General features: G+C 60.3%; 25 protein-coding genes and 1 pseudogene. 9 read left to right on the forward strand and 17 right to left on the reverse strand.

Annotation, left to right across the window (positions count from 1 at the left end; translation table 11 throughout):
• Positions 1-36: 36 nt before the first annotated feature.
• Complete coding sequence (locus R6G97_RS08835) at positions 37-888, reverse strand: MIP/aquaporin family protein (protein ID WP_182942390.1); 852 nt, start codon at positions 886-888, stop codon at positions 37-39.
• 302 nt (positions 889-1,190) lie between these two features.
• Here R6G97_RS08835 and ybaK point away from each other — a divergent pair, with 302 nt between their 5' ends.
• Positions 1,191-1,661, forward strand: a complete 471-nt coding sequence (gene ybaK / locus R6G97_RS08840) for a Cys-tRNA(Pro) deacylase (RefSeq protein WP_043206515.1) — start codon at positions 1,191-1,193, stop codon at positions 1,659-1,661.
• Positions 1,662-1,740: 79 nt separating this feature from the next.
• On the opposite strand, the gene R6G97_RS08845 is transcribed toward ybaK, so the two are convergent.
• Positions 1,741-2,850, reverse strand: a complete 1,110-nt coding sequence (locus tag R6G97_RS08845; RefSeq protein WP_043206516.1) for an ABC transporter ATP-binding protein — start codon at positions 2,848-2,850, stop codon at positions 1,741-1,743.
• Positions 2,847-3,767 carry an ornithine carbamoyltransferase gene (gene argF, locus R6G97_RS08850; protein ID WP_043206517.1) on the reverse strand — a complete coding sequence of 307 codons (921 nt, stop codon included), beginning with the start codon at positions 3,765-3,767 and terminating at the stop codon, positions 2,847-2,849. The genes R6G97_RS08845 and argF overlap by 4 nt, the downstream gene beginning before the upstream one ends.
• Before the next feature lie 421 nt (positions 3,768-4,188).
• Here argF and grxD point away from each other — a divergent pair, with 421 nt between their 5' ends.
• On the forward strand, positions 4,189-4,524 hold the full coding sequence (gene grxD, locus R6G97_RS08855; protein ID WP_043206518.1) for a Grx4 family monothiol glutaredoxin: 336 nt from the start codon (positions 4,189-4,191) through the stop codon (positions 4,522-4,524).
• Positions 4,525-4,628: 104 nt separating this feature from the next.
• Here grxD and bfr read toward each other — a convergent pair whose 3' ends face one another.
• Positions 4,629-5,102, reverse strand: coding sequence for a bacterioferritin (gene bfr / locus R6G97_RS08860; RefSeq protein WP_043206520.1), 474 nt, complete (start codon positions 5,100-5,102; stop codon positions 4,629-4,631).
• Positions 5,103-5,304: 202 nt separating this feature from the next.
• The gene (locus tag R6G97_RS08865; RefSeq protein ID WP_043206521.1) at positions 5,305-5,526 is read right to left on the reverse strand and encodes a bacterioferritin-associated ferredoxin; all 222 of its coding nucleotides are present in this window, start codon (positions 5,524-5,526) and stop codon (positions 5,305-5,307) included.
• A gap of 212 nt (positions 5,527-5,738) precedes the next feature.
• Here R6G97_RS08865 and R6G97_RS08870 point away from each other — a divergent pair, with 212 nt between their 5' ends.
• On the forward strand, positions 5,739-6,341 hold the full coding sequence (locus R6G97_RS08870) for a peroxiredoxin (protein WP_043206522.1): 603 nt from the start codon (positions 5,739-5,741) through the stop codon (positions 6,339-6,341).
• A 61-nt stretch (positions 6,342-6,402) separates the two neighbouring features.
• Here the strand turns inward: R6G97_RS08870 and rnt are convergent, their stop codons facing one another.
• A complete protein-coding gene (gene rnt / locus R6G97_RS08875; protein ID WP_230387848.1) occupies positions 6,403-7,014 on the reverse strand; it encodes a ribonuclease T in 612 nt (203 codons plus the stop codon).
• A gap of 56 nt (positions 7,015-7,070) precedes the next feature.
• Positions 7,071-8,117, reverse strand: a complete 1,047-nt coding sequence (gene pyrC, locus R6G97_RS08880) for a dihydroorotase (protein WP_043213044.1) — start codon at positions 8,115-8,117, stop codon at positions 7,071-7,073.
• Positions 8,118-8,247: 130 nt separating this feature from the next.
• Here pyrC and R6G97_RS08885 point away from each other — a divergent pair, with 130 nt between their 5' ends.
• Both R6G97_RS08885 and R6G97_RS08890 read left to right on the forward strand, forming a co-directional pair.
• Positions 8,248-9,225: a flagellar protein MotY gene (locus R6G97_RS08885; RefSeq protein ID WP_043213047.1), complete on the forward strand. Its 978-nt coding sequence runs from the start codon at positions 8,248-8,250 to the stop codon at positions 9,223-9,225.
• Positions 9,226-9,353: 128 nt separating this feature from the next.
• A complete protein-coding gene (locus R6G97_RS08890; protein ID WP_043213048.1) occupies positions 9,354-10,571 on the forward strand; it encodes an argininosuccinate synthase in 1,218 nt (405 codons plus the stop codon).
• A 57-nt stretch (positions 10,572-10,628) separates the two neighbouring features.
• On the opposite strand, the gene R6G97_RS08895 is transcribed toward R6G97_RS08890, so the two are convergent.
• Positions 10,629-11,090 carry a hypothetical protein gene (locus R6G97_RS08895; protein ID WP_102081831.1) on the reverse strand — a complete coding sequence of 154 codons (462 nt, stop codon included), beginning with the start codon at positions 11,088-11,090 and terminating at the stop codon, positions 10,629-10,631.
• Between the two features lie 367 nt (positions 11,091-11,457).
• Between R6G97_RS08895 and R6G97_RS08900 the strand changes: the two genes are divergently transcribed.
• On the forward strand, positions 11,458-12,090 hold the full coding sequence (locus tag R6G97_RS08900) for a response regulator transcription factor (protein ID WP_043213052.1): 633 nt from the start codon (positions 11,458-11,460) through the stop codon (positions 12,088-12,090).
• Positions 12,091-12,135: 45 nt separating this feature from the next.
• Here R6G97_RS08900 and R6G97_RS08905 read toward each other — a convergent pair whose 3' ends face one another.
• The 8 genes and pseudogenes from R6G97_RS08905 to metG form a co-directional block, all read right to left on the reverse strand.
• On the reverse strand, positions 12,136-12,312 hold the full coding sequence (locus tag R6G97_RS08905; protein WP_043213055.1) for a PA3496 family putative envelope integrity protein: 177 nt from the start codon (positions 12,310-12,312) through the stop codon (positions 12,136-12,138).
• 104 nt (positions 12,313-12,416) lie between these two features.
• Complete coding sequence (gene nth / locus R6G97_RS08910; RefSeq protein ID WP_043213057.1) at positions 12,417-13,055, reverse strand: endonuclease III; 639 nt, start codon at positions 13,053-13,055, stop codon at positions 12,417-12,419.
• A gap of 4 nt (positions 13,056-13,059) precedes the next feature.
• On the reverse strand, positions 13,060-13,584 hold the full coding sequence (locus R6G97_RS08915; RefSeq protein ID WP_317848003.1) for an NADH:quinone oxidoreductase: 525 nt from the start codon (positions 13,582-13,584) through the stop codon (positions 13,060-13,062).
• Positions 13,577-14,179: an RnfABCDGE type electron transport complex subunit G gene (locus tag R6G97_RS08920; RefSeq protein ID WP_090345041.1), complete on the reverse strand. Its 603-nt coding sequence runs from the start codon at positions 14,177-14,179 to the stop codon at positions 13,577-13,579. Before R6G97_RS08920 ends, R6G97_RS08915 begins: the two co-directional genes overlap by 8 nt.
• Positions 14,176-15,147 carry an RnfABCDGE type electron transport complex subunit D gene (locus R6G97_RS08925; protein ID WP_182816240.1) on the reverse strand — a complete coding sequence of 324 codons (972 nt, stop codon included), beginning with the start codon at positions 15,145-15,147 and terminating at the stop codon, positions 14,176-14,178. Before R6G97_RS08925 ends, R6G97_RS08920 begins: the two co-directional genes overlap by 4 nt.
• A 4-nt stretch (positions 15,148-15,151) precedes the next feature.
• A pseudogene (rsxB, locus tag R6G97_RS08930) lies at positions 15,152-15,976 on the reverse strand (electron transport complex subunit RsxB); the annotation flags it as partial.
• Positions 15,973-16,521, reverse strand: a complete 549-nt coding sequence (locus R6G97_RS08935) for an Rnf-Nqr domain containing protein (protein ID WP_070575136.1) — start codon at positions 16,519-16,521, stop codon at positions 15,973-15,975. The gene R6G97_RS08935 and the pseudogene rsxB, both read right to left, overlap by 4 nt.
• A 93-nt stretch (positions 16,522-16,614) precedes the next feature.
• Positions 16,615-18,654, reverse strand: coding sequence for a methionine--tRNA ligase (gene metG, locus R6G97_RS08940; RefSeq protein WP_317848004.1), 2,040 nt, complete (start codon positions 18,652-18,654; stop codon positions 16,615-16,617).
• A 161-nt stretch (positions 18,655-18,815) separates the two neighbouring features.
• Here metG and apbC point away from each other — a divergent pair, with 161 nt between their 5' ends.
• Positions 18,816-19,910, forward strand: a complete 1,095-nt coding sequence (apbC, locus tag R6G97_RS08945; protein WP_043213071.1) for an iron-sulfur cluster carrier protein ApbC — start codon at positions 18,816-18,818, stop codon at positions 19,908-19,910.
• A gap of 148 nt (positions 19,911-20,058) precedes the next feature.
• On the opposite strand, the gene R6G97_RS08950 is transcribed toward apbC, so the two are convergent.
• Entirely contained in the window at positions 20,059-20,271 is a 213-nt protein-coding gene (locus tag R6G97_RS08950; RefSeq protein WP_043213073.1) for a cold-shock protein, read from the reverse strand.
• Positions 20,272-20,597: 326 nt separating this feature from the next.
• Here R6G97_RS08950 and dcd point away from each other — a divergent pair, with 326 nt between their 5' ends.
• Positions 20,598-21,164 (forward strand): dCTP deaminase, encoded by a 567-nt coding sequence (dcd, locus tag R6G97_RS08955; RefSeq protein WP_043213075.1) that lies wholly within the window; start codon positions 20,598-20,600, stop codon positions 21,162-21,164.
• Positions 21,165-21,261: 97 nt separating this feature from the next.
• Entirely contained in the window at positions 21,262-21,492 is a 231-nt protein-coding gene (locus tag R6G97_RS08960; protein ID WP_080642124.1) for a hypothetical protein, read from the forward strand.
• Positions 21,493-21,495 lie beyond the last annotated feature (3 nt).

Below are 21,495 nucleotides of genomic sequence, written 5' to 3' on the forward strand. Positions count from 1 at the left end.
GTCAGGGCTGGTCGGGCAATTGGCCCGGCGGCGGCATCAGGAGACCTGGGTCTTGCCCTGAGGATTATCGTCTGTTTGTAGGTTCGCGGGTTGCACCGTCGGCAAATTGCGGGCGATCAGGCCCCGGTACAGGGCGGCGCCCAGGCAGGCGCCCAGGATCGGTGCGAACACCGGAACCAAAAAGTAGGGGATGTCACGCCCGCCGGTGAAGGCGATTTGGCCCCAGCCAGCCAGGAAGGTCATCAGCTTGGGCCCGAAATCCCGAGCCGGATTCATGGCAAAGCCGGTGAGCGGGCCCATGGCGCTGCCGATCACTGCGATCAGCAAGCCAATCAAGAGCGGTGCCATGGCGCCTCGGGGCAAGCCGTTGTTGTCGTCGGTCAGCGCCATGATCACGGCCATGAGAATGGCGGTAATCACTACTTCGACCACTACGGCCTGGGCAATGGACAGAGACGGGTGTGGATAGGTGGAGAACACCGAGGCCAGCTCCAGACTGGCCTGGCTGCCACGAACCATCGCGTGGGTCTGTTCGAAATCGAAGAACAGGTTGCTGTACAGCGTGTAGACCAGCGCTGCGGCACAGAAGGCGCCACAGACTTGGGCGAGGATGTAGAAGGGCAGTTTGCGCTTGTCGAAATCGGCGAACAGGCTCAAGGCAATGCTCACGGCGGGGTTCAAGTGAGCCCCTGAAATGCCGGCGGTGAGGTAGATCGCCATGCTGACGCCAATGCCCCAGATGATGCTGATCTCCCAGAGGCCGAAACTGGCACCCGCGACCTTGAGAGCGGCGACGCAACCGGTACCGAAGAAGATGAGCAAGGCGGTGCCGAGGAACTCGGCCAGGCATTGGCTTGAAAGGGTGGGTTGTCGTAGAGCAGTCGTCATGTGAAACCTCGTTTCTTGTTGTTGTGAGGCACTGGGCGCTCGACAAAAGGCTCGGTGTCTATCCCCATAAACCCCGGGCGAATGTAGGAAACGCACCTTTAAAGGGCGCCATTTATTCAAAAACGAAAAAATATAGACAAGAAACGCTGATGTCAAAGGTCGAAAGTGAACCGTCATTCACAATCTGACTGCCTGTATCAAGCGTGAATCCGCGAGCCAGACACGGTGGAGCTCGGTTCGCTGGTCGCTCTGTGGGATTTGCCCTAAAGTAGCCGGCGACTTGCCATCGACTGGAGCCGTACATGACCCCCGCCCTCGATCTTTTGAAGAAGGCGCGTGCCGAACACCGCGTGCACAGCTACGAACATGACCCCAAGGCGGCCTCCTACGGCTTGGAGGCCGCAGAGAAGCTAGGGCTCGACCCGCAGCGGGTGTTCAAGACCCTGTTGGCCAGCAGTGAAAAAGGTGAATTGCTGGTGGCAGTGGTGCCCGTGGGAGGTACGCTGGATTTGAAGGCGTTGGCCCATGCGGCAGGGGTGAAGAAGTGTGAGATGGCCGACCCGGTGGCGGCGCAGCGTGTCACGGGCTACCTGGTGGGTGGGATCAGCCCGCTGGGCCAGAAGAAGCGCCTGCGTACTTTCATCGACGATTCTGCGCAGCAGTTCGAGAGCATCCATGTGAGCGCCGGGCGACGCGGGCTTGAGGTGGAGCTGGCGGCGGCGGTGCTGGCCGAGCACACCCAAGGGAAGTTCGCCGGGATCGGGCGAGGCTGAACCCTAGCGGATTGGATGGAGGGAAGCAGGTGCTCCGGACAATCAGGAATGGGCCGCCCAGCGGCCCCTGTCGGGTGGCTCAGGTTGCCGAGCTGTAGCGGCGAACCCCGTTCTCCTGACGTGGCAACTGCGCCGCCACGCTGCCTGGTACCGGGAAAAGTACCAGGTGATCTGCTGCCACGCTGATGCCGACATCCTGACCGACCTGATGGTCGATATGGCTCGGGAAGATCGCCTCGAGCTGGCTACCGGTGGGCAGCTGCAGGCGATACAGCGTCGACGCGCCGAGGAAGCTTTTGCCGATGATGGTTGCCCGCAAATCGCTGTCCGGCGCGTGGATGATGTCATCCGGACGCAACAGCACGTCCACCGAGCTGCCCAGCGCCATGGTGTAGGCACGATTGCCGCGCAACTCACCCAGTTCGGTATTGACCGCATCATGGCTGCTCATCTGGCCACGGATGAAGTAGCCCTGGCCGATGAAGCTGGCGACGAACGGCGTCTGCGGTTCGTGATAGAGGTTGTAAGGGGTATCCCACTGCTCCAGGCGGCCTTCTTTGAACACGCCCACGTGATCGCTCACGGCGAAGGCTTCCTCCTGATCGTGGGTAACCAGGATGGCGCTGGTGCCGCGGCTCTTGAGGATATCGCGCACCTCATGGCTCAGACGCCGGCGCAGCTCCACGTCCAGGTTGGAGAAGGGCTCGTCAAGCAGCAACAACTGGGGTTCCGGCGCCAAAGCCCGGGCCAGGGCGACCCGTTGCTGCTGGCCGCCGGACAGCTCGTGGGGGTAACGACTACCCAGGCCGCTGAGCTTGACCAGCTCCAGCATTTCGTCGACCACCTCGCCCTGACGGGGATGCTTCCCGATACCGAAGGCGATGTTCTGCGCGACGGTCAAATGGGGGAACAGTGCATAGTCCTGAAACACCATGCCAATGCGGCGTTTCTCCGGCGCCAGGGTGAAGCCTGCGCGGGAGATGACCTCGCCGGCCAGCTGGATCTCGCCCTCATGCACCGGCTCGAAACCGGCGATGGCGCGCAGTGTGGTGGTCTTGCCGCAGCCTGAAGACCCCAGCAGGCAACCGATGTCGCCTGCATTGAGGTGCAGATTTAGGTTCTGGACGATGCGCTGGTCGCCATAGCCACAGGCCAGGTTGCGCAGGTTAAGCAGTAGCGGATGACTCATGCGTGGTGGTAAGCCGGTTCTACAAGGAATTCCAGAAGGGCCTTCTGCGCATGCAGGCGGTTTTCAGCCTGGTCCCAGGCGACCGAACGTGGGTCGTCGAGCAGGTCCTGGCTGATTTCCTCGCCACGGTGGGCGGGCAGGCAATGCATGAACAGGGCGTCGGGTGCCGCCAGGTCGAGCAGTTCGCGGGTGACCTGGTAGGGCGCGAAATGCGCCAGGCGCCGTGCAGTTTCCTCCTCCTGGCCCATGGAAGTCCAGACATCGGTGGTCACAAGGTGTGCACCGCGCACGGCTTCTTTGGGGTCGCGGACGATGGTCACGCGATCGCCACCCAGTTGGAGGAAGCGCGGATCGGGCTCATAGCCTTCCGGGCAGGCGATGCGCAGTTGGAAGTCGAATTGGTGGGCGGCTTCGATATAGGAGTTGCACATGTTGAAGCCATCGCCGATCCAGGCCACGGTCTTGCCCTGGATCGAGCCGCGGTGCTCGAGGAAGGTCTGCATGTCGGCCAGCAACTGGCACGGGTGCGACTCGTCGGACAGGGCGTTGATCACCGGGACGCGCGAATAAGCGGCGAATTCGGTCAGGGTGCTGTGGGCGTGGGTGCGGATCATCACCACGTCAAGCATGCTCGACAGGACGATGGCGCTGTCGCTGATCGGCTCGCCACGACCCAGTTGGGTGTCACGCGGCGAAAGGAAGATCGCCTGGCCGCCCAGTTGGATCATGCCAGCCTCGAAGGAGACACGGGTACGGGTCGAGGATTTTTCGAAGATCATCCCCAGTACGCGATTCTTCAGTGGCTCGAACAGCACGCCTCGTTTGCGCAGATCCTTCAGCTCGATGCCTCGGCGGATCACACCGAGCAATTCGTCGGTGGTGAAATCCAGCAGGGAGAGAAAGTGCCTAGCGCTCATGATTGACTACCTTATCTGCAACGGTTTGCAGGTCGACCGTATGGTTTTGTTGACAACGGGAGTGACCTGCGGCGTAAGCCGCACGAGGCGGACGGAATAGGGGAAGGCGCAATACTATAATTAAATGTCGCCTCAAACCAAGAGGGGAAACAGCTGCTCTATTACTGCGGGTGTCATAACCCTTTGTAGGGCTGCTGTTTTTTATTTTCTACAGGGGTTGTACACGGCTTGCCGGCGGTTTGGCAAACCCCTTGTCGCGAATCGCGTGCCACAGGTCGGAGGATGTTCAAAGCATTGCGCGGCGTCGATACCTATGTGAAGGCCGCTGTGGTGCCGGCAAGGCCGAGCATGCTGCTCGGCTTTCCGTTACAATGCGTCACCGTGCCGACGATTGCGTCGGAAAGTTCAGCCGAGGTGCTTCATGGATATCATCGAAACAATCAAAGAGCAGATCGCCAATAACACCATTCTGCTTTACATGAAAGGCTCGCCGAATGCCCCGCAGTGCGGCTTCTCGGCGCGCGCTGCGCAGGCCGTGATGGGTTGTGGCGAGAAGTTTGCCTACGTCGACATCCTGCAGAACCCGGAAATCCGCGCCAACCTGCCCAAGTACGCCAACTGGCCAACCTTCCCGCAACTGTGGGTCGGTGGTGAGCTGGTCGGCGGCAGCGACATCATGCTCGAAATGTTCGAGAAGGGTGAGCTGCAAACCTTGATCAAGGAAGCCGCCGCCAAGGCCAAGGCCTCCGAAGCCTGATCTTGCCGCCAGCCCCGCGATAGAGCAATCCGGCGGGGCTGACAAGGTTTGACAGGTATGAAAAAGCCCCGCATATGGCGGGGCTTTTTCGTTGCTGGCGAAACTTATTCTTCGCCCATCTGCGATTGCAGGTAGTTCTCGATACCAATTTTTTCGATCAGACCCAATTGGGTTTCCAGCCAATCGATGTGTTCTTCCTCGGACTCGAGGATATCCTCGAGCAGGTCGCGAGAGCCGAAGTCGCCTGCGGTCTCGCAGTGGGCGATCGCAGCCTTAAGGTCGGCCAAGCCCTTCTGCTCGATCTTCAGATCGCATTCGAGCATTTCCTTGGTGTGTTCGCCGATCAGCAACTTGCCCAGGTCCTGAACGTTGGGGATGCCTTCGAGGAAGAGAATACGCTTGATCAGTTTATCAGCGTGCTTCATCTCATCGATGGACTCCTTGTACTCGTGCTTGCCGAGTTTGTTCAGGCCCCAGTCTTCATACATACGTGCGTGCAGGAAGTACTGGTTGATTGCGACCAGCTCGTTTCCGAGGATCTTGTTGAGATGCTGGATGACGCTTACGTCGCCTTTCATGTCGGGTTCCTGCCCTTGTTGAAGTGTGTCAATACAAGAAGTCTGATCCCGCCAACGGCCTCTGTCAAACCTAAGTAATTGAATAGTAAGTGAAAATTAATAGAAATAAGAATGTTTGTGAACCGCGTTAGGACGCTAACTTCTTGAATTCTGGGCATAAAAAAACCGGACACTGGGTCCGGTTCTTCTTGATTGGGTGTGTTCAGGCCGCGTTGAATTCAACAGGGTAGGGCAGGGCAGCGTGCTGGGTGGCCTGAAGTTCAGTCAACGTCTCGCGAACGACCTGCTTGGCAAGGCAGGCGCATTTGCCGCACTGGCTGGCCACGTTGGTGGCGGCTCGGACTTCCTTGTAGCTGCAGCATCCTTCATAGATCGCATCGCGGATCTGTCCGTCGGTGACGCCGACACAAAGACACACATACATAGGGGAGACCATCGCTGGTTAGGCTCGATGGGTTGGAGCTTAATGGTAATGAGAATGCGTGTCAAAGAACTTTCGGTAAGCGTCCGTCTAGAGCGACCGGTGGTTGGATTCGGCCTGTCACCAGAAGCCGTGTATGATGGGCGACCTTTGCTGGATGCCGGGCGGCCCGCCCACCCAGGCATCGGTATTTCACCACCCTCAGGAGATCACGAATGAGCGTACTCGTTGGTAAACAAGCCCCTGACTTCACCGTTCCGGCTGTGCTGGGCAACGGCGAGATCGTCGACAGCTTCAACCTGGCTTCGGCCATCAAAGGCAAGTACGGCCTGGTATTCTTCTACCCGCTGGACTTCACCTTTGTCTGCCCGTCCGAGCTGATCGCCCTGGACCACCGCATCCCTGACTTCCAGGCGCGCGGCGTGGAAGTGATCGGCGTGTCGATCGACTCGCACTTCACCCACAACGCCTGGCGTAATACCCCAGTCGACAAAGGCGGCATCGGCCAGGTCAAGTACACCCTGGCAGCTGACATCGCCCACGACATCTGCAAGGCTTACGACGTCGAATCCGAAGGCGGCGTGGCCTTCCGTGGCGCCTTCCTGATCGACAAGAACGGCGTTGTCCGTTCGCAGATCGTCAACGACCTGCCTCTGGGCCGTAACATGGACGAATTGCTGCGCCTGGTCGATGCTCTGCAGTTCCACGAAGAGCACGGCGAAGTGTGCCCGGCCAACTGGAAGAAAGGCGACAAAGGCATGACCGCTTCGCCAGAGGGCGTTGCTGCTTACCTGAGCGAGAACGCTGGCAAGCTGTAATTGCCAAGCGCATAAAAAAACCGGCCTTCGTGGCCGGTTTTTTTATGCGTCGGATTTGAGCTCAATCGTTGAAGTCGCGCCAGCCGCCCATTTCCTTCCAGCGGTTGACGATGCCGCAGAACAGCTCGGCGGTCTTCTCCGTATCGTAGCGGGCCGAGTGGGCCTCGCGGCCGTCGAAGTCGATGTCGGCGCTCTGGCAGGCCCGTGCGAGTACGGTCTGGCCGTAGGCCAGGCCCGCCAGAGTGGCCGTGTCGAAGCTGGAGAACGGGTGGAACGGATTGCGCTTGAGGTCGGTGCGCGCCACCGCGGCATTAAGGAAGTTCAGGTCGAAGCTGCTGTTGTGCCCGACCAGGATAGCCCGTTTGCAGCCATTGGCCTTCAACGCCTTGCGCACGCCGCGGAAGATGTCGGTGAGCGCCGTTTCCTCGCTCACCGCCATGCGCAGCGGATGGTCCAGCTTGATGCCAGTGAATTCCAGGGCTGCCGGCTCGATGTTGGCCCCTTCGAAAGGCTCGACCCGATAGAAGTAGGTGTGCTCCGGGAACAGGAAGCCCTTTTCGTCCATGCCGATGGTGACTGCGGCGATTTCCAGCAAGGCATCGGTCGCACTATTGAAACCGCCGGTTTCAACGTCCACCACGACGGGCAGGTAACCGCGGAAACGCTCGGCCATCGGATGGCGAGCGCCGCTGCCTTGACCTTCCTGGTCTTCTTCATAGAACGCTTCGCTCACGCCTGACCCTCCAGCAGACGCCAGCGCAGCTTCTCGCCTGCGCGCAGGGGGATCACGGTATTGTCGCCCAGTGGCAGGCTGTCCGGGGCAGTCCACTCCTCGCGTACCAGGGTAATGGTGTCGGTGTTCGCCGGCAGGCCATAGAAGGCCGGGCCGTGGAGGCTGGCGAAGCCTTCGAGCTTGTCCAGCGCATTACGTTGCTCGAACGCCTCGGCATACAGCTCGATGGCGGCATAGGCGGTGTAGCAGCCGGCGCAACCGCAGGCGGCTTCCTTGGCATGACGGGCGTGCGGTGCCGAGTCGGTCCCCAGGAAGAACTTGCTGTTGCCGCTGGTGGCCGCATCCAGCAAGGCCACCTGGTGGGTGTTGCGCTTGAGGATCGGCAGGCAATAGAAGTGCGGACGGATACCGCCCACCAGCATGTGGTTGCGGTTGTACAGCAAATGCTGGGCAGTGATGGTCGCGCCGACGTTGGCCGGGGCCTGCAGGACGAACTGCGCGGCATCGGCGGTGGTGATGTGCTCGAACACCACTTTCAGGGTCGGGAAACGCTCGACCAGGCGAACCAGGTGCTCGTCGATGAAGCGCTTCTCACGGTCGAACACATCGACCTCGGGGCGGGTCACCTCTCCGTGCACCAGCAGCGGCATGCCGGTCTCGGCCAGGGCTTCGAGCGCTGGTGTGATGTTGTCCAGGCTGGTCACCCCCGAGTCGGAGTTGGTCGTGGCGCCGGCCGGGTACATTTTGGCGGCATACACGAATCCGCTGGCCTTGGCCGCGCGGATGTCCTCGGCGCTGGTTCGGTCGGTGAGGTACAGCACCATCAAAGGCTCGAATCGGCTGCCGGCCGGACGTGCGGCCAGGATGCGCTCACGATACGCTCCGGCCTCGGTGGCAGTGCGGACCGGTGGGACGAGATTGGGCATGATGATGGCGCGGGCGAAGGTGCGCGCCACGTCGCCAACGGTGTGGGGCAGGACGGCACCATCGCGCAGATGGATGTGCCAGTCGTCGGGGCGCAGGAGGGTCAGGCGATCGGACATTGGGGATTCCAGGCGGGTCGAACTCGTGTGCCAATGCTACCGGAAAACCCTCGTTCGAGCACGGCTATCAAGTTTTCCTGCCAGCGTCCGATAGCTTGCAGGTAAGCCGTCAGAATCAATGGAGCCGCCCGTGCGCCAGCGTTACCTAGCCCTGTTCATCCTGTTTGCCAGCCTGCCGGCCGGGGCATTGACCTTCCAGACTCGCGTGGAGAACGTTACCTGGAACGTCGAAGGGGATCAGTTCGAGTGCCGCCTTGTCCAGCCGATCGACGGTTTCGGTAGTGGCGAGTTCGTGCGTCGGGCCGGTGAGCAGCCGATCTTCCAATTGCGTTCGGACACCAACGCACTGGGAGCCGGCGGTGCGACTTTGCTGGCGGCAGCGGCGCCTTGGCAACCAGGTCGCGGTGATATCAATCTCGGCTCAGTGCGCATGGGCCGCACGGGGGTGTTGTTCACCTCGTCCCAGGGCCAGGCCAGCCGACTGATCAATGGCCTGCTCGATGGTCGCAGCACGGTGGTGCGCAACTACACGGGCGAAGCTGGCAGGCCCATGGAAGTGCGTGTGCTGCCTGTGAGTTTCGCCAAGGCTTACAGCGACTACCAGGTGTGCGCCAGCAAATTGCTGCCGATGAACTTCGACCAGATTCGCCAGACGCAAGTGAGCTTCCCCCGTGGGATCGAGCTGGACAGTGCTGCCAGGGCGCGACTGGATGTGATCCTCGATTACCTCAAGGCCGACCCTTCGGTGAATCACATCGAGCTCGATGGCCATTCCGACAACAGCGGCAATCGGCTGACCAACCGCGACACGTCGAGGCGCCGGGCCCTGGCGGTCGCCGATTACCTCAAGGCCCATGGTGTGCCACAGGAGCAGATCACCGTGCGCTTCCACGGCGAGCGATACCCGCTCGCGCGCAACAACAGTGCCGCCAACCGGGCGCGCAACCGCCGGGTGAGCATCCAGCTGGATCGCGTCGCGCCGGTGGAAAAACCCGTGGAAGCCCCCACCGACAAGCCCGCTGGCCAACCGCCAGCGACGCCTCCCGCCACCGCCCCAGCGACCCCGGCTGCTGCCGTGGCTGGCCCACGCACGGGTAAAGCTGTCTGAATGCGACCGCTGGTCGCGGTCTTGACTGTTCCTGTCGCTTTGTCGTCACAAGCTGTCGCCCCATTGTAAATATTTCAATGGGGCCGGTAGAATCAACCGCTTTCCGTACAACCCCGTGGAGTGATGGCATGGCGGACGTAAAAAAGGTCGTACTGGCGTATTCCGGCGGCCTTGATACTTCGGTGATTCTCAAGTGGCTGCAGGATACCTACAACTGCGAAGTGGTGACTTTCACCGCTGACCTGGGGCAGGGCGAAGAGGTCGAACCGGCCCGCGCCAAGGCTCAGGCGATGGGCGTGAAAGAAATCTACATCGATGACCTGCGCGAAGAATTCGTGCGTGATTTCGTTTTCCCGATGTTCCGCGCCAACACCGTCTACGAAGGCGAGTACCTGCTGGGTACGTCCATCGCCCGTCCGCTGATCGCCAAGCGTCTGATCGAAATCGCCAACGAAACCGGCGCCGATGCCATTTCCCACGGTGCCACCGGCAAGGGTAACGACCAGGTGCGCTTCGAGCTGGGCGCCTATGCGCTCAAACCAGGCGTAAAGGTCATTGCACCCTGGCGTGAGTGGGATCTGCTGTCCCGCGAGAAGCTGATGGACTACGCCGAAAAGCACGGCATTCCGATCGAGCGCCACGGCAAGAAGAAATCGCCGTACTCGATGGACGCCAACCTGCTGCACATCTCCTACGAAGGCGGTGTCCTGGAAGATACCTGGACCGAGCACGAGGAAGACATGTGGCGCTGGAGCGTGTCTCCGGAAAACGCCCCGGATCAGCCCACCTACATCGAGCTGACCTACCGCAATGGTGACATCGTCGCCATCGACGGCGTCGAAATGACCCCCGCCACCGTACTGGCCGAGCTTAACCGTATCGGCGGTGCCAACGGCATCGGTCGCCTGGACATCGTCGAGAACCGCTACGTGGGCATGAAGTCCCGCGGTTGCTACGAAACCCCTGGCGGCACCATCATGCTCAAGGCTCACCGTGCCATCGAGTCGATCACCTTGGACCGCGAAGTCGCTCACCTGAAAGATGAGCTGATGCCGAAGTATGCCAGCCTGATCTACACCGGCTATTGGTGGAGCCCGGAGCGTCTGATGCTGCAGCAGATGATCGACGCTTCCCAGGTCAACGTTAACGGTGTCGTTCGCCTGAAACTGTACAAGGGCAACGTGATTGTCGTAGGGCGCAAGTCGGACGATTCGTTGTTCGATGCCAACATCGCGACCTTCGAGGAAGATGGCGGTGCCTACAACCAGGCCGATGCCGCGGGCTTCATCAAGCTCAACGCCCTGCGTATGCGCATTGCAGCCAACAAGGGCCGTTCGCTGCTCTGATCTTTGCGAGCGCCTCGAAAACCCCGGCCGTGTGCCGGGGTTTTTTTTGCCTGGATTTCAGGGCTGCTCACGTTTTTCGTTTGTGCCCTCGACATTGATCGAGAGATGGATGCGAACACCGGTCTCGAGGTTTTCGAGAACCCAACTGCGAGGGAGCGTATGAGGTTGGTTGAGAGCACGCAGAATGTGGGGTTCGACGATCTTGCGTGTGTCTGGGCCGGAAAGGGTGATGCTCAGGGGCTGTTCTGGCGAGACGTATTCAGGAGGGGATGAAAGGGAGCTCTGAGGGTCGGTCTTTTCTGCCGTCTCCGGCAGGGGAGGTTGATACAAAGATTGATTGTTGAAGTTCAAGGTCAGGAAAAACAGCATAGTCAGGAAGAAGGGAAAGCCTACCAGGAACCACGTGTAGATTTCCTGACTGTTCTCACTGAGAAAAGGCAACGTCGCCAGCGCAGAAGCTTCGATGATGCCTGCAAAGATGGCGATGATAGCCAAGGGGCTGATGGAGTCTGTTTGCATGGTGCTTGCCCACGAATGTTTGCCTATCTCTCGCCTGTTTTGGGCCTGATGAAAAGATAGAGCTGTTTCCCGTGGAAGCGACATGACGCTTCATGTCATCTGCATTTTTCTAAAGTTACCCCGCCTGAATCGAGAATTCCTTCAAGTTAGAAGCGTTATGGAAGTGGGGTTTTATATTGCTTATTGTTAGTTTTATAGGCGGCGCCTGGGTGCAAAAGTTTTAAGTAACTAGGCTTGTAGGAAAATTCTTTAATTTATGTAGGGGCTCTCTCTGCTTGGTGATGAGCGGCAATTCGCTGCGCCATAAGGCAGTCAGCTCGGTTATCGTAATGCTTTGGAGTTGTAATAGTGAACCAATGGATGCCGCATGAATAAAGTGCTTATCGTGGATGATCATCCGGTAATTCGTCTGGCCGTACGCATGCTGATGGAACGGCACGGGTACGACGTGGTGGCGGAAACCGACAATGGTGTGGATGCCTTGCAATTGATCCGGGAGCACCTTCCGGACATCGTGATACTCGATATAGGTATTCCGAAGCTGGATGGGCTGGAAGTCATCGGCCGTATGGCATGCATCAGTCCAGGCAGCAAAGTGTTAGTACTGACTTCGCAGGCGGCGGGACATTTTTCGATGCGTTGCATGCAGGCCGGTGCTGCCGGGTATGTGTGCAAGCAGCAAGACCTGACGGAGTTGCTCAGTGCGATCAAGGCCGTGTTGTCTGGATACAGCTATTTCCCCAATCAGGCGCTGCACAAAGCTCGTGGATGCGTGAAGGGCGGCAGCGAGGAGGAAATGGTCCAGCGCCTCTCCGGCAGAGAGGTGATGGTGTTGAAGGAGCTGGCCAGCGGCAAGAGCAACAAAGAAATCGCCGACAGCATGTTCCTCAGCAACAAGACGGTGAGCACTTACAAGACGCGTCTATTACTCAAGCTCAATGCCCATTCGCTGGTCGACCTCATCGAGCTCGCCCAGCGCCATGGCTTATCCCGTCCCTGAAACACGAAGCCTCCGCAAGGGAGGCTATCTAGGATATCCGACCCGTCATAGGTCGTAATCAAAATCGGCGAGTTGCTTTTGCAAACGCCGCTCCTCGAGAAGGTTGTCGATGGTGCGGCGCTTGCTCAAATTGGTCTTTGCAGGTTCCACCTGAGGCTCTGCGTCGTCTTCCGAGGTGGAAAATTCATCGTCGATTGACAGCTCGTCTTTATCGGTACTCATGAGTCACTCCAAGCCAAGGGGCCGTTGGCCGTCCTTATAGCGAGAAACCCGATTCCGGTAAAAAAGATTTTTTCAATCGTGTAGAACCCTTTCTTTCTATTGCATCAATCGTCAGAAGTCTTGTGTTTGTACTCGCACAAGTCTTCGATTCGACAGCTGCCACAGCGAGGCTTGCGCGCCTGGCATACATAGCGACCATGAAGGATCAACCAGTGATGAGCGTCGAGCAGGTAGTCTCGGGGCACGAACTTCATGAGTTTCTTTTCTACCTCCAGCACCGTCTTGCCAGGGGCGATGCCGGTGCGGTTGCTGACCCGGAAAATATGCGTATCAACCGCCATGGCGGGCTGACGGAAAGCGGTATTGAGCACTACGTTCGCGGTTTTGCGACCCACGCCCGGCAGTGCTTCCAAAGCTTCACGAGTTTGTGGCACTTCGCTGCCGTGGTGCTCAATCAGTAAACGACAGGTTTCGATGACATTCTTGGCTTTGCTGTTGTAGAGGCCGATGGTCTTGATGTATTCGCTAAGCCCTTCGACACCCAGTGCGTAGATCGCCTCGGGGGTATTGGCCACCGGATACAGGCGAGCGGTGGCCTTGTTGACGCTGACGTCCGTTGCCTGGGCGGACAGGATTACGGCGATCAGCAATTCGAAGGGCGTAGTGTAGGCCAGTTCGGTTTTCGGATCGGGATTGTCTTCGTGCAGCCTGCGAAAAATCTCCAGGCGTTTGGCAGCATTCATGGGCTCAACGGCTTCCTTGACAACGTGAGGGGGCAGCCCCCGGATGCAGGCGATTGTACAGGGCCAGCAGCAGGCCAAGCAGCATCAACCCCCCAGGCACAAGGCCCGCCAAATGAAGACCTGGCCCTGTTGCCAGCCATTGACGACAGGCGCCAAGCAGTACGCATAGCATTGACAGAGCGCTCACGTGAACCGCGAGATAGCGCCACCGCCCCGTGGTGGGGAGCAGGTAATCTACCGCGAGGCTCTGCACGCTCAGCAAGACCGGGTAATGGCCGAGCGCCAGGGCCAGGGGTAGCGCCCAAGCGTTCAAACTTAATTGCAGGCAACTGGCCAAACCGGCGAGCAGCAGCAGGCTGGCCAGCAAACGGGGGAGGCCAGCCAGAGTTTTGCGCAGAGGGATCATCAAGACCTGATGAGTGATGATCATCCCGGCCGCGCAAAGGCCGATCATTATCCCTTGCGCCAGGGTCGAGGTCGCACCGACCAACGTCACCACGCTCACCCCCAGCAATCCGAACCTATTCATGTGCACTTTCCTCCAGCAATGCGGTTCGATGGGTGTCGAAATAGCGCAATGCGTCCTGCAGGGCGTCGATTACCGCGCGTGAGGTTACGGTAGCGCCTGCCAGCTGGTCGAAGTCCCCTTGATCACGTTTCAATGCCCATCGGCTGGTCTGGGCGTGGCCTGAAAATTGCTCCAACCAATGCACCGCAGGGTCGATCAGCCGCGCCCCCAGTCCAGGGCTTTCCTGTTGTTCCAGTACTCGGATGCCCAGCAGACGCCCATCGGGAGCGATCGCGATTGCCAAGATTATCGGGCCGGCATAACCCTGGACCTGACTGCGCAGCAAGATGGCGCTTGGGCTTGCGCCCAATGTGGCACGGTAGCCGGCGAGTAACTCGCTATGGGGCAGACGGGTATCGCGCAGGGCGAGGGGCGCTTGCAGGGGCTGGTTGTCATAGCTGCTGTCAGGAAGCACCGAAAGCCATTGACGGCTTTGCAGCTGTTGCTCGGCTTGCTGGATGGCCGAGAGCGTCCAATGCCTCCAGATCAATGTCATGCCCAGTGACAAGGCGCCGACCACGACAACCAACAGGACACCACGCGCTGTACGGTTCATGGGGCGGCCTGCGTGAGACGTGCGGCGTATCGTTCCAGAGCCGGCACGGCAAGGTTCATCAGCAAGATGGCGAACGCGGTACCGTCGGGGTAGCTACCCCAGGTTCGGATCAAGTAGATGAGCAGCCCAGTGCCGAAACCGAACAGTAGCCGCGCCGGAGGACTCTTGGGGCCAGACACAGGCTCAGTGGCGATGAAGAATGCGGCCAGCATGGTCGAGCCGGAAAACCAGTGCAGCAGCGGCGAGCCATTGGAGTCGGAACCTGATCCGTTCCAGCACAGCAGGCTGAACAGGAACAATCCGCCGAGCAAGCCTGCCGGCGTGTGCCAGCTGATGACTTTGCGCTGAAGCAGAAACAGCCCGCCCACCAAAAAACCGACATTCACCCATTCGCTGCTTCGACCTCCAATCGCGCCGAATCCAGGGTGCTGGGCGAACAGTTCATCGATGGTCAGGCTGCGATTGTGGCGCAGGCCATCGAGCACTGTCGGGGTAGCCCAGGCGTCGATGTGTCCGGTGCTGGCCCAAAGGCTGTGCAGGCTTTCCATGAGCCCGGGCGAGTGGCCCGGCCATTGGTTCATCTGTAGGGGGAAGCTCAGGAGCACGAAGGCATAACCGACCATCGCGGGGTTGAAGGGGTTGCGGCCGACCCCGCCAAAAGCGTGCTTGCCAACGCCGATGGCGACGCTTGTGGCGATGACCGGCAACCACCAAGGCGCATGAGGGGGGAGTGAGGCGGCCAGCAGTACGGCGGTTACCAATGCGCTTGCATCGGCCAACGCCGGTTGCGCAGGTTGGCTGCGCAGGGCCAGGAGTAACGCTTCGCAGGCCAGCGCAGTGCTTGCGCAAAACAGCAAGTTGAACAGTACGCCCCAGCCGTGCAGCCAAAGCAGCCCTAGCAAGCCTGGCACACAGGCCAGCAGCACTTGGCCCATGGCGCTGCGCAAGCGCGGATCAGGTGCGGGCATGATCCGCCCCGGCCTGAAGGGCGTCGAGGTGCTGTTGTGCGTCTTTGGCGGCTTTTTCCAGGAGGTTTAACTGGGCGTGCTGCGCCTCGTTCGGTGCGGCGCCGAATGCGCTGCGGGCTTTGTTCAGTTGCGCGCGGCTCATGGCCGCTGCGATCTTGGCTTGCTTGAGGGCGGCATCGTTGTGGGCGGCCTTTTGTGCCTTGACCCGTTCGATAGCGGCTTTGATCGGGTCGGATGCGTCGCCACTGGCGGTCGGATTGCTCGCAGCACGCTGGCTGCGTGCCATACGTTCGGCCTGGCGACGTGCTTCCTCGCGCTGCAGTCGGGCATTGCGTTGTTCGTGGCGATGACGGGCGTGGTCACGACGTTTGGCGCGGGCATCGAGTTGTTCGGCAGTGTGAGCCAGGCCGCCGACGATAGGTACGATCTTGTCGGGCAGGGGCAGCAGGTCGATACAATCGACCGGGCAAGGCGCCAGGCAGAGGTCACAGCCGGTGCACTCGCTGGCGATGACCGTGTGCATCAGCTTGGCAGCGCCGACGATGGCATCCACTGGGCACGCCTGGATGCATTTGGTGCAACCGATACATTCGGCCTCGCGAATAAAGGCGACTTGGGGCGGTGCGTTACCACGCCCGGTGTCCAGTGCAATGACCGGCACCTTGAGCAGGTTGGCAAGGGCGGCGATGGTTTCGTCGCCGCCGGGTGGGCATTTGTTGATCGCTTCGCCCGCGGCCAGCCCTTCGGCATAGGGCCGGCAACCGGCATGGCCGCACTTGCCGCATTGGGTTTGCGGCAGCAGGGCATCGATGCGTTGAATCAGACTCATTGTGTAAATAATCCGTTGAAACCGGAAAATGCCATGGTCATCACTCCGGCGCCGATCAGGTCGATGGGAAGGCCACGCAAAGCACTGGGGAGGTCTGAATGATCGCTGCGCTGGCGCAGGTCATCGAACAATGCCAGGGCAAGCCAGAAGCCCAATCCACCGAATACGCCCCATCCCCACACCGCCAACCATCGATCATTCGCATGGATGACCTGTAGCAGCAAGCCTAGCACCAGGGCGTTGCAGAGCAGCCAGGGCAGCAGGTCCTGCAATGGCCAGGTCGGCTGTATCCGCTGGAGCGCATTGGCGATGCCCCAGCCCAGTAACAGCAACAGCGGTAGGAACAGGAACAATTGCAGGTCTTGCAGGCCCAACGCATTCAACACTTGATCATGCAAAAGCTTTCCAAGCGGCAGGCCCAAAAGCATGAGTAAGGCTATGGATGCGCCGAGCAAGTGAATCCGCAGGCGAGAGACCGGCGTCCTATGCAAGATCAGGTGATTGACCAGCGCAGCGCTGACCAGAACCAAGACGTAGTCGTTCATGGGGATGCCGATGGCCGGGCCTGCCGTCATTATCCGGTAGGTGGCCGGGGATGGAAATGCCCCGGCACTGGGCCGGGGCAGAAACGCGGACGCTTACTTGATGCGCTGGCCAGGCTTGGCGCCGCTGTCAGGGCTGAGCAGGTAGATCTCTTCGCCACCCGGGCCGGCCGCCATGACCATGCCTTCGGACACGCCAAAGCGCATTTTCCGTGGCTTGAGGTTGGCGATCATCATGGTCAGACGGCCTTCGAGCTTGGCTGGGTCAGGATAGGCCGATTTGATACCGGAGAACACGTTGCGACGCTCGTCGCCAATGTCCAGGGTCAGGCGCAGGAGCTTGTCGGCCCCTTCCACGGCCTCAGCTTTGACGATCAGCGCCACGCGCAGATCGACCGCGGCAAAAGTGTCGAACTCGATTTCTGGCGACAGCGGGTCTTTGGTCAGCTCACCGTTGCCTGCCGGGACCGGGGATTGGGTGGCAGCCAGGTCTTCCTTGCTGGCGGCGACCATGGCTTCGACCTTAGCAGGCTCGATGCGGCTCATCAGCGCCTTGAATGGGTTGAGCTTGTGGTTTTCCAGGCGCGACAGGTGGTCATTCCAGGTCAGCGGCGCGACGTTGAGGAAGGCCTCGGCATCGGCAGCCAGCAGCGGCAGCACAGGCTTGAGGAAGATCACCAGTTGGCGGAACAGGTTGATCCCCTGTGCGCAGATGGCCTGGACCTCGTCCTGCTTGCCTTCCTGCTTGGCCAGGGACCAGGGGGCCTTGTCGGCAATCCAAGCGTTGGCGCGGTCGGCCAGTGCCATGATTTCACGCATGGCGCGGGAGAAATCACGGTTCTCGTAAGCTTCGGCGATCGACGGCGCAGCCGAGAGGAAGGCCTCGCTCAGTTCGGGTGCGGCATCGCCGGCGACCAGGACGCCCTCGTTGCCCTTGTGCACGAAGCCTGCGCAGCGGCTGGCGATGTTGACCACTTTGCCGACCAGGTCGGAGTTGACCTTCTGCACGAAGTCGTCGAGGTTCAAGTCCAGGTCGTCGACGCCACGGCCCAGCTTGGAGGCGTAGTAGTAGCGCAGGTACTCGGGGGCCAGGTGGTCCAGGTAGGTACGCGCCTTGATGAAGGTGCCGCGCGACTTGGACATCTTCGCGCCGTTGACGGTCAGGTAACCGTGCACGTTGATGCCGGTCGGCTTGCGGAAGCCCGCGCCTTCGAGCATGGCCGGCCAGAACAGGGCGTGGAAGTTGACGATGTCCTTGCCGATGAAGTGGTACAGCTCGGCCTTGGAGTCTTCTTTCCAGAACGCGTCGAAGTCCAGTTCCGGACGACGCGCGCAGAGGTTCTTGAAACTGGCCATGTAGCCGATCGGCGCGTCCAGCCAGACGTAGAAGTACTTGCCGGGTTCGCCTGGAATCTCGAAGCCGAAGTACGGCGCATCACGGGAGATGTCCCACTCCTGAAGGCCCGAATCCAACCACTCGGCGAGTTTGTTCGAGACCGCTTCCTGCAGGGTGCCGCTGCGGGTCCACTGCTGCAGCATGGCCTGGAAATCCGGGAGCTTGAAGAAGAAGTGCTGGGAGTCGCGCAGCTCCGGCGTGGCGCCGGAGATTGCCGATTTTGGGTTCTTCAGCTCGGTGGGTGCGTAGGTGGCGCCGCATTTTTCGCAGTTGTCGCCGTACTGGTCTTCGGCCGCGCACTTGGGGCAGGTGCCCTTGATGAAGCGGTCGGCCAGGAACATGCCTTTCTCGGGGTCGTAATACTGGGTGACCGAACGGGTGGCGATATGGCCGGCGTCGCGCAGGCGGGTGTAGATCAGGCTCGACAGCTCGCGGTTTTCTTCGCAGTGGGTCGAGTGGAAGTTGTCGAAGTCGACCAGGAAGTCGGCGAAGTCGCTGCTGTGCTCGGCCTGGACATTGGCGATCAGTTGTTCGGGTGTGATGCCTTCCTTTTCGGCGCGCAGCATGATGGCCGAGCCGTGGGCGTCGTCGGCGCAGACATAGATGCACTGGTTGCCGCGCAGCTTCTGGAAGCGCACCCACATGTCCGTCTGGATGTACTCGAGCATATGGCCAAGGTGGATTGAACCGTTGGCATAGGGCAGGGCGCTGGTGACGAGAATCTGGCGTGGCTCGGACATGGTGGCTCGGCTACTTAATCTGGCGACAGGATGGAAAAATAAAGATGATCGGCAACTATAAAGGGCTGACGAATATATTTCACCCCAAGGACGCATCTGCTGACGATTGACGGGTTAGCATAGGCACCTGTTCGATCTAAAGCCTGCCAATGGGAGCCTCCATGAGTGCCGTCACACGTGCCGCCGTCGAAGGCGTGCTTCGCCAGTACACCGACCCCTATCTGAACCAGGATCCGGTCAGCGCCGGTTGCGTGCGCGCTATCGATATCCAGGGCGGCCAGGTCAATGTGCAGTTGCAGTTGGGCTATGCGGCCGGGCTGTTCAAGAATGGCTGGGCGCAGGTGCTGGGCACGGCCATCGAGAACCTGGACGGCGTCACGGCCGCACAAGTGTCCGTCGAGTGCGTGGTCGTGGCGCACAAGGCCCAGGCTCAGGTCCCGGCCATGGCCAACGTCAAAAACATCATCGCCGTGGCCTCGGGCAAGGGCGGGGTGGGCAAGTCCACCACCGCTGCCAACTTGGCCCTGGCCCTGGCCCGCGAAGGCGCCCGGGTCGGCATCCTGGACGCCGATATCTATGGCCCGAGCCAAGGTGTCATGTTCGGTATCGCGGAGGGCACCCGCCCTCAGATCCGCGAGCAGAAGTGGTTCGTGCCGATCAAGGCGCACGGCGTGGAAGTCATGTCGATGGCCTTCCTCACTGATGACAATACCCCAATGGTCTGGCGCGGCCCGATGGTCTCCGGCGCGCTGCTGCAACTGGTGACCCAGACTGCCTGGGATAACCTGGACTATCTGGTGATCGACATGCCGCCTGGCACCGGCGACATCCAGTTGACTCTGGCGCAGAAAGTGCCGGTGGCAGGTTCCGTGATCGTCACCACCCCGCAGGATCTGGCGCTGCTGGATGCGAAGAAAGGCGTGGAGATGTTCCGCAAGGTGAACATTCCGGTGCTGGGTGTGGTGGAAAACATGGCCGTGCACATCTGCTCGAATTGCGGTCATGCCGAGCATTTGTTCGGCGAGGGGGGCGGGGAGAAGCTCGCCGCTCAGTATGGCGTCGACCTGCTGGCCTCGCTGCCCCTGTCGATGTTGATCCGCGAGCAGGCCGACAACGGCAAGCCGACCGCCATTGCCGAGCCGGAAAGCCAGATCGCCATGGTCTACCAGGAGCTGGCCCGCCAGGTAGGGGCGCGGATCGTGCTGCAGGAAGCTGCGGCGCCTGCGATGCCGAACATCACCATCAGCGAGGACTGATCCGCAGGACCGACAGGGTTGCTTCACGGGTAAACCCGCTCCCGCCGCTGTGGTAGCGGGTTCAATCCGCGAAGAAGCCTGCAAATTTCTGCGCCAGGCATAAAAAAACCCGCCATATGGCGGGTTTTTTTGAAGCGCGAAAGAAGGATTAACCTTCGATGCGAACTTCTTCAGCCTGCATACCTTTCTGGCCGCGGGTAGCGACGAAAGTAACAGCCTGGCCTTCTTTCAGGGTTTTGAAGCCGTCAGCCTGGATGGCCTTGAAGTGTACGAACAGATCGTCACCCGACTGAGGGGTGATGAAGCCGTAGCCCTTCTCATCGTTGAACCACTTGACGGTACCGGATTGGCGGTTGGACATGGTATGTCTCCTTGGACAAAGTAGATTTCGGCACAGGAACACCCTGGCCGGGACTGAGTGCAAAGAGAGCGGAAAATTCAGCGATGGGCCGATAGGAATCGTGCATCAAACAGAGATTCTCGGTGTCACGTGCAGCACAGTGGCGCCACCTTAACCCACTTTCCCCGACCTGCCAATGGTCAATGACGGCTTTGTCGAAAATCGGATCGGCGGCGGCTGCAGCTCCCGTCCGGCGCGGGATTGCGGGATGGAACTTTGCCGTAGCCGCCGGGACCGGTAAGATGCGCGTCTCGTTTTTCACCTAGCACTTTCAGGACACTCCCGCCATGAGCATCAAATCGGACAAGTGGATTCGCCGCATGGCGCAGGAACACGGCATGATCGAACCGTTCGTCGAGCGCCAGGTGCGCGGCGGCGAGGACAGCCGAGTCATTTCCTTCGGCGTGTCCAGCTACGGCTACGACGTGCGCTGCGCCGATGAATTCAAGGTCTTCACCAACATCAATTCGGCCACTGTCGACCCGAAAAACTTCGACGCCGGCAGCTTCGTCGACGTCAAGAGCGACGTGTGCATCATTCCTCCGAACTCCTTCGCCCTGGCCCGCACCGTCGAGTACTTCCGCATTCCACGCAATGTGCTGACCATCTGCCTGGGCAAGAGCACCTACGCGCGTTGCGGCATCATCGTCAACGTCACGCCGCTGGAACCGGAGTGGGAGGGTCACGTGACCCTGGAGTTCTCCAATACCACCACCTTGCCGGCGAAGATCTATGCCAATGAAGGCGTGGCGCAGATGCTCTTCCTCGAATCCGATGAGGAGTGCGAAGTGTCCTACAAGGATCGCGGTGGTAAATACCAAGGGCAGCGCGGCGTCACCCTGCCACGCACCTGAGGCGACGAGCGCGGGGAATTCCTCGTCCGCCAGGCACTCCAATGGCTAGAACGATCCGGTGCGCATGACGCGCATCGGGCATCGCCGGGAGCCGCCAATGAAACTTCACCCCGCAATCAGTGCGAAGCTCGCCGTCCTGCAGCCCAACCAGATAGGGCTGCTGGCTTGGTCATTGCTGGCGCACCCTTCAACGCCCGTACAAGCCGGTGGCGTACCCCATCAGCCCGACCCCGACACACCTCAGCCCCCGGATCCTGGCGAGTCGCCACCCATGGAGCCGGGAGAGCCGACCTTGCCTGACGAACCACCTCCTTCGCCGGTGGCCTGAGGG

The sequence above is a fragment of the Pseudomonas sp. HTZ2 genome (genome assembly GCF_033173945.1).
In the GTDB taxonomy this organism is placed as follows: domain Bacteria; phylum Pseudomonadota; class Gammaproteobacteria; order Pseudomonadales; family Pseudomonadaceae; genus Aquipseudomonas; species Aquipseudomonas guariconensis.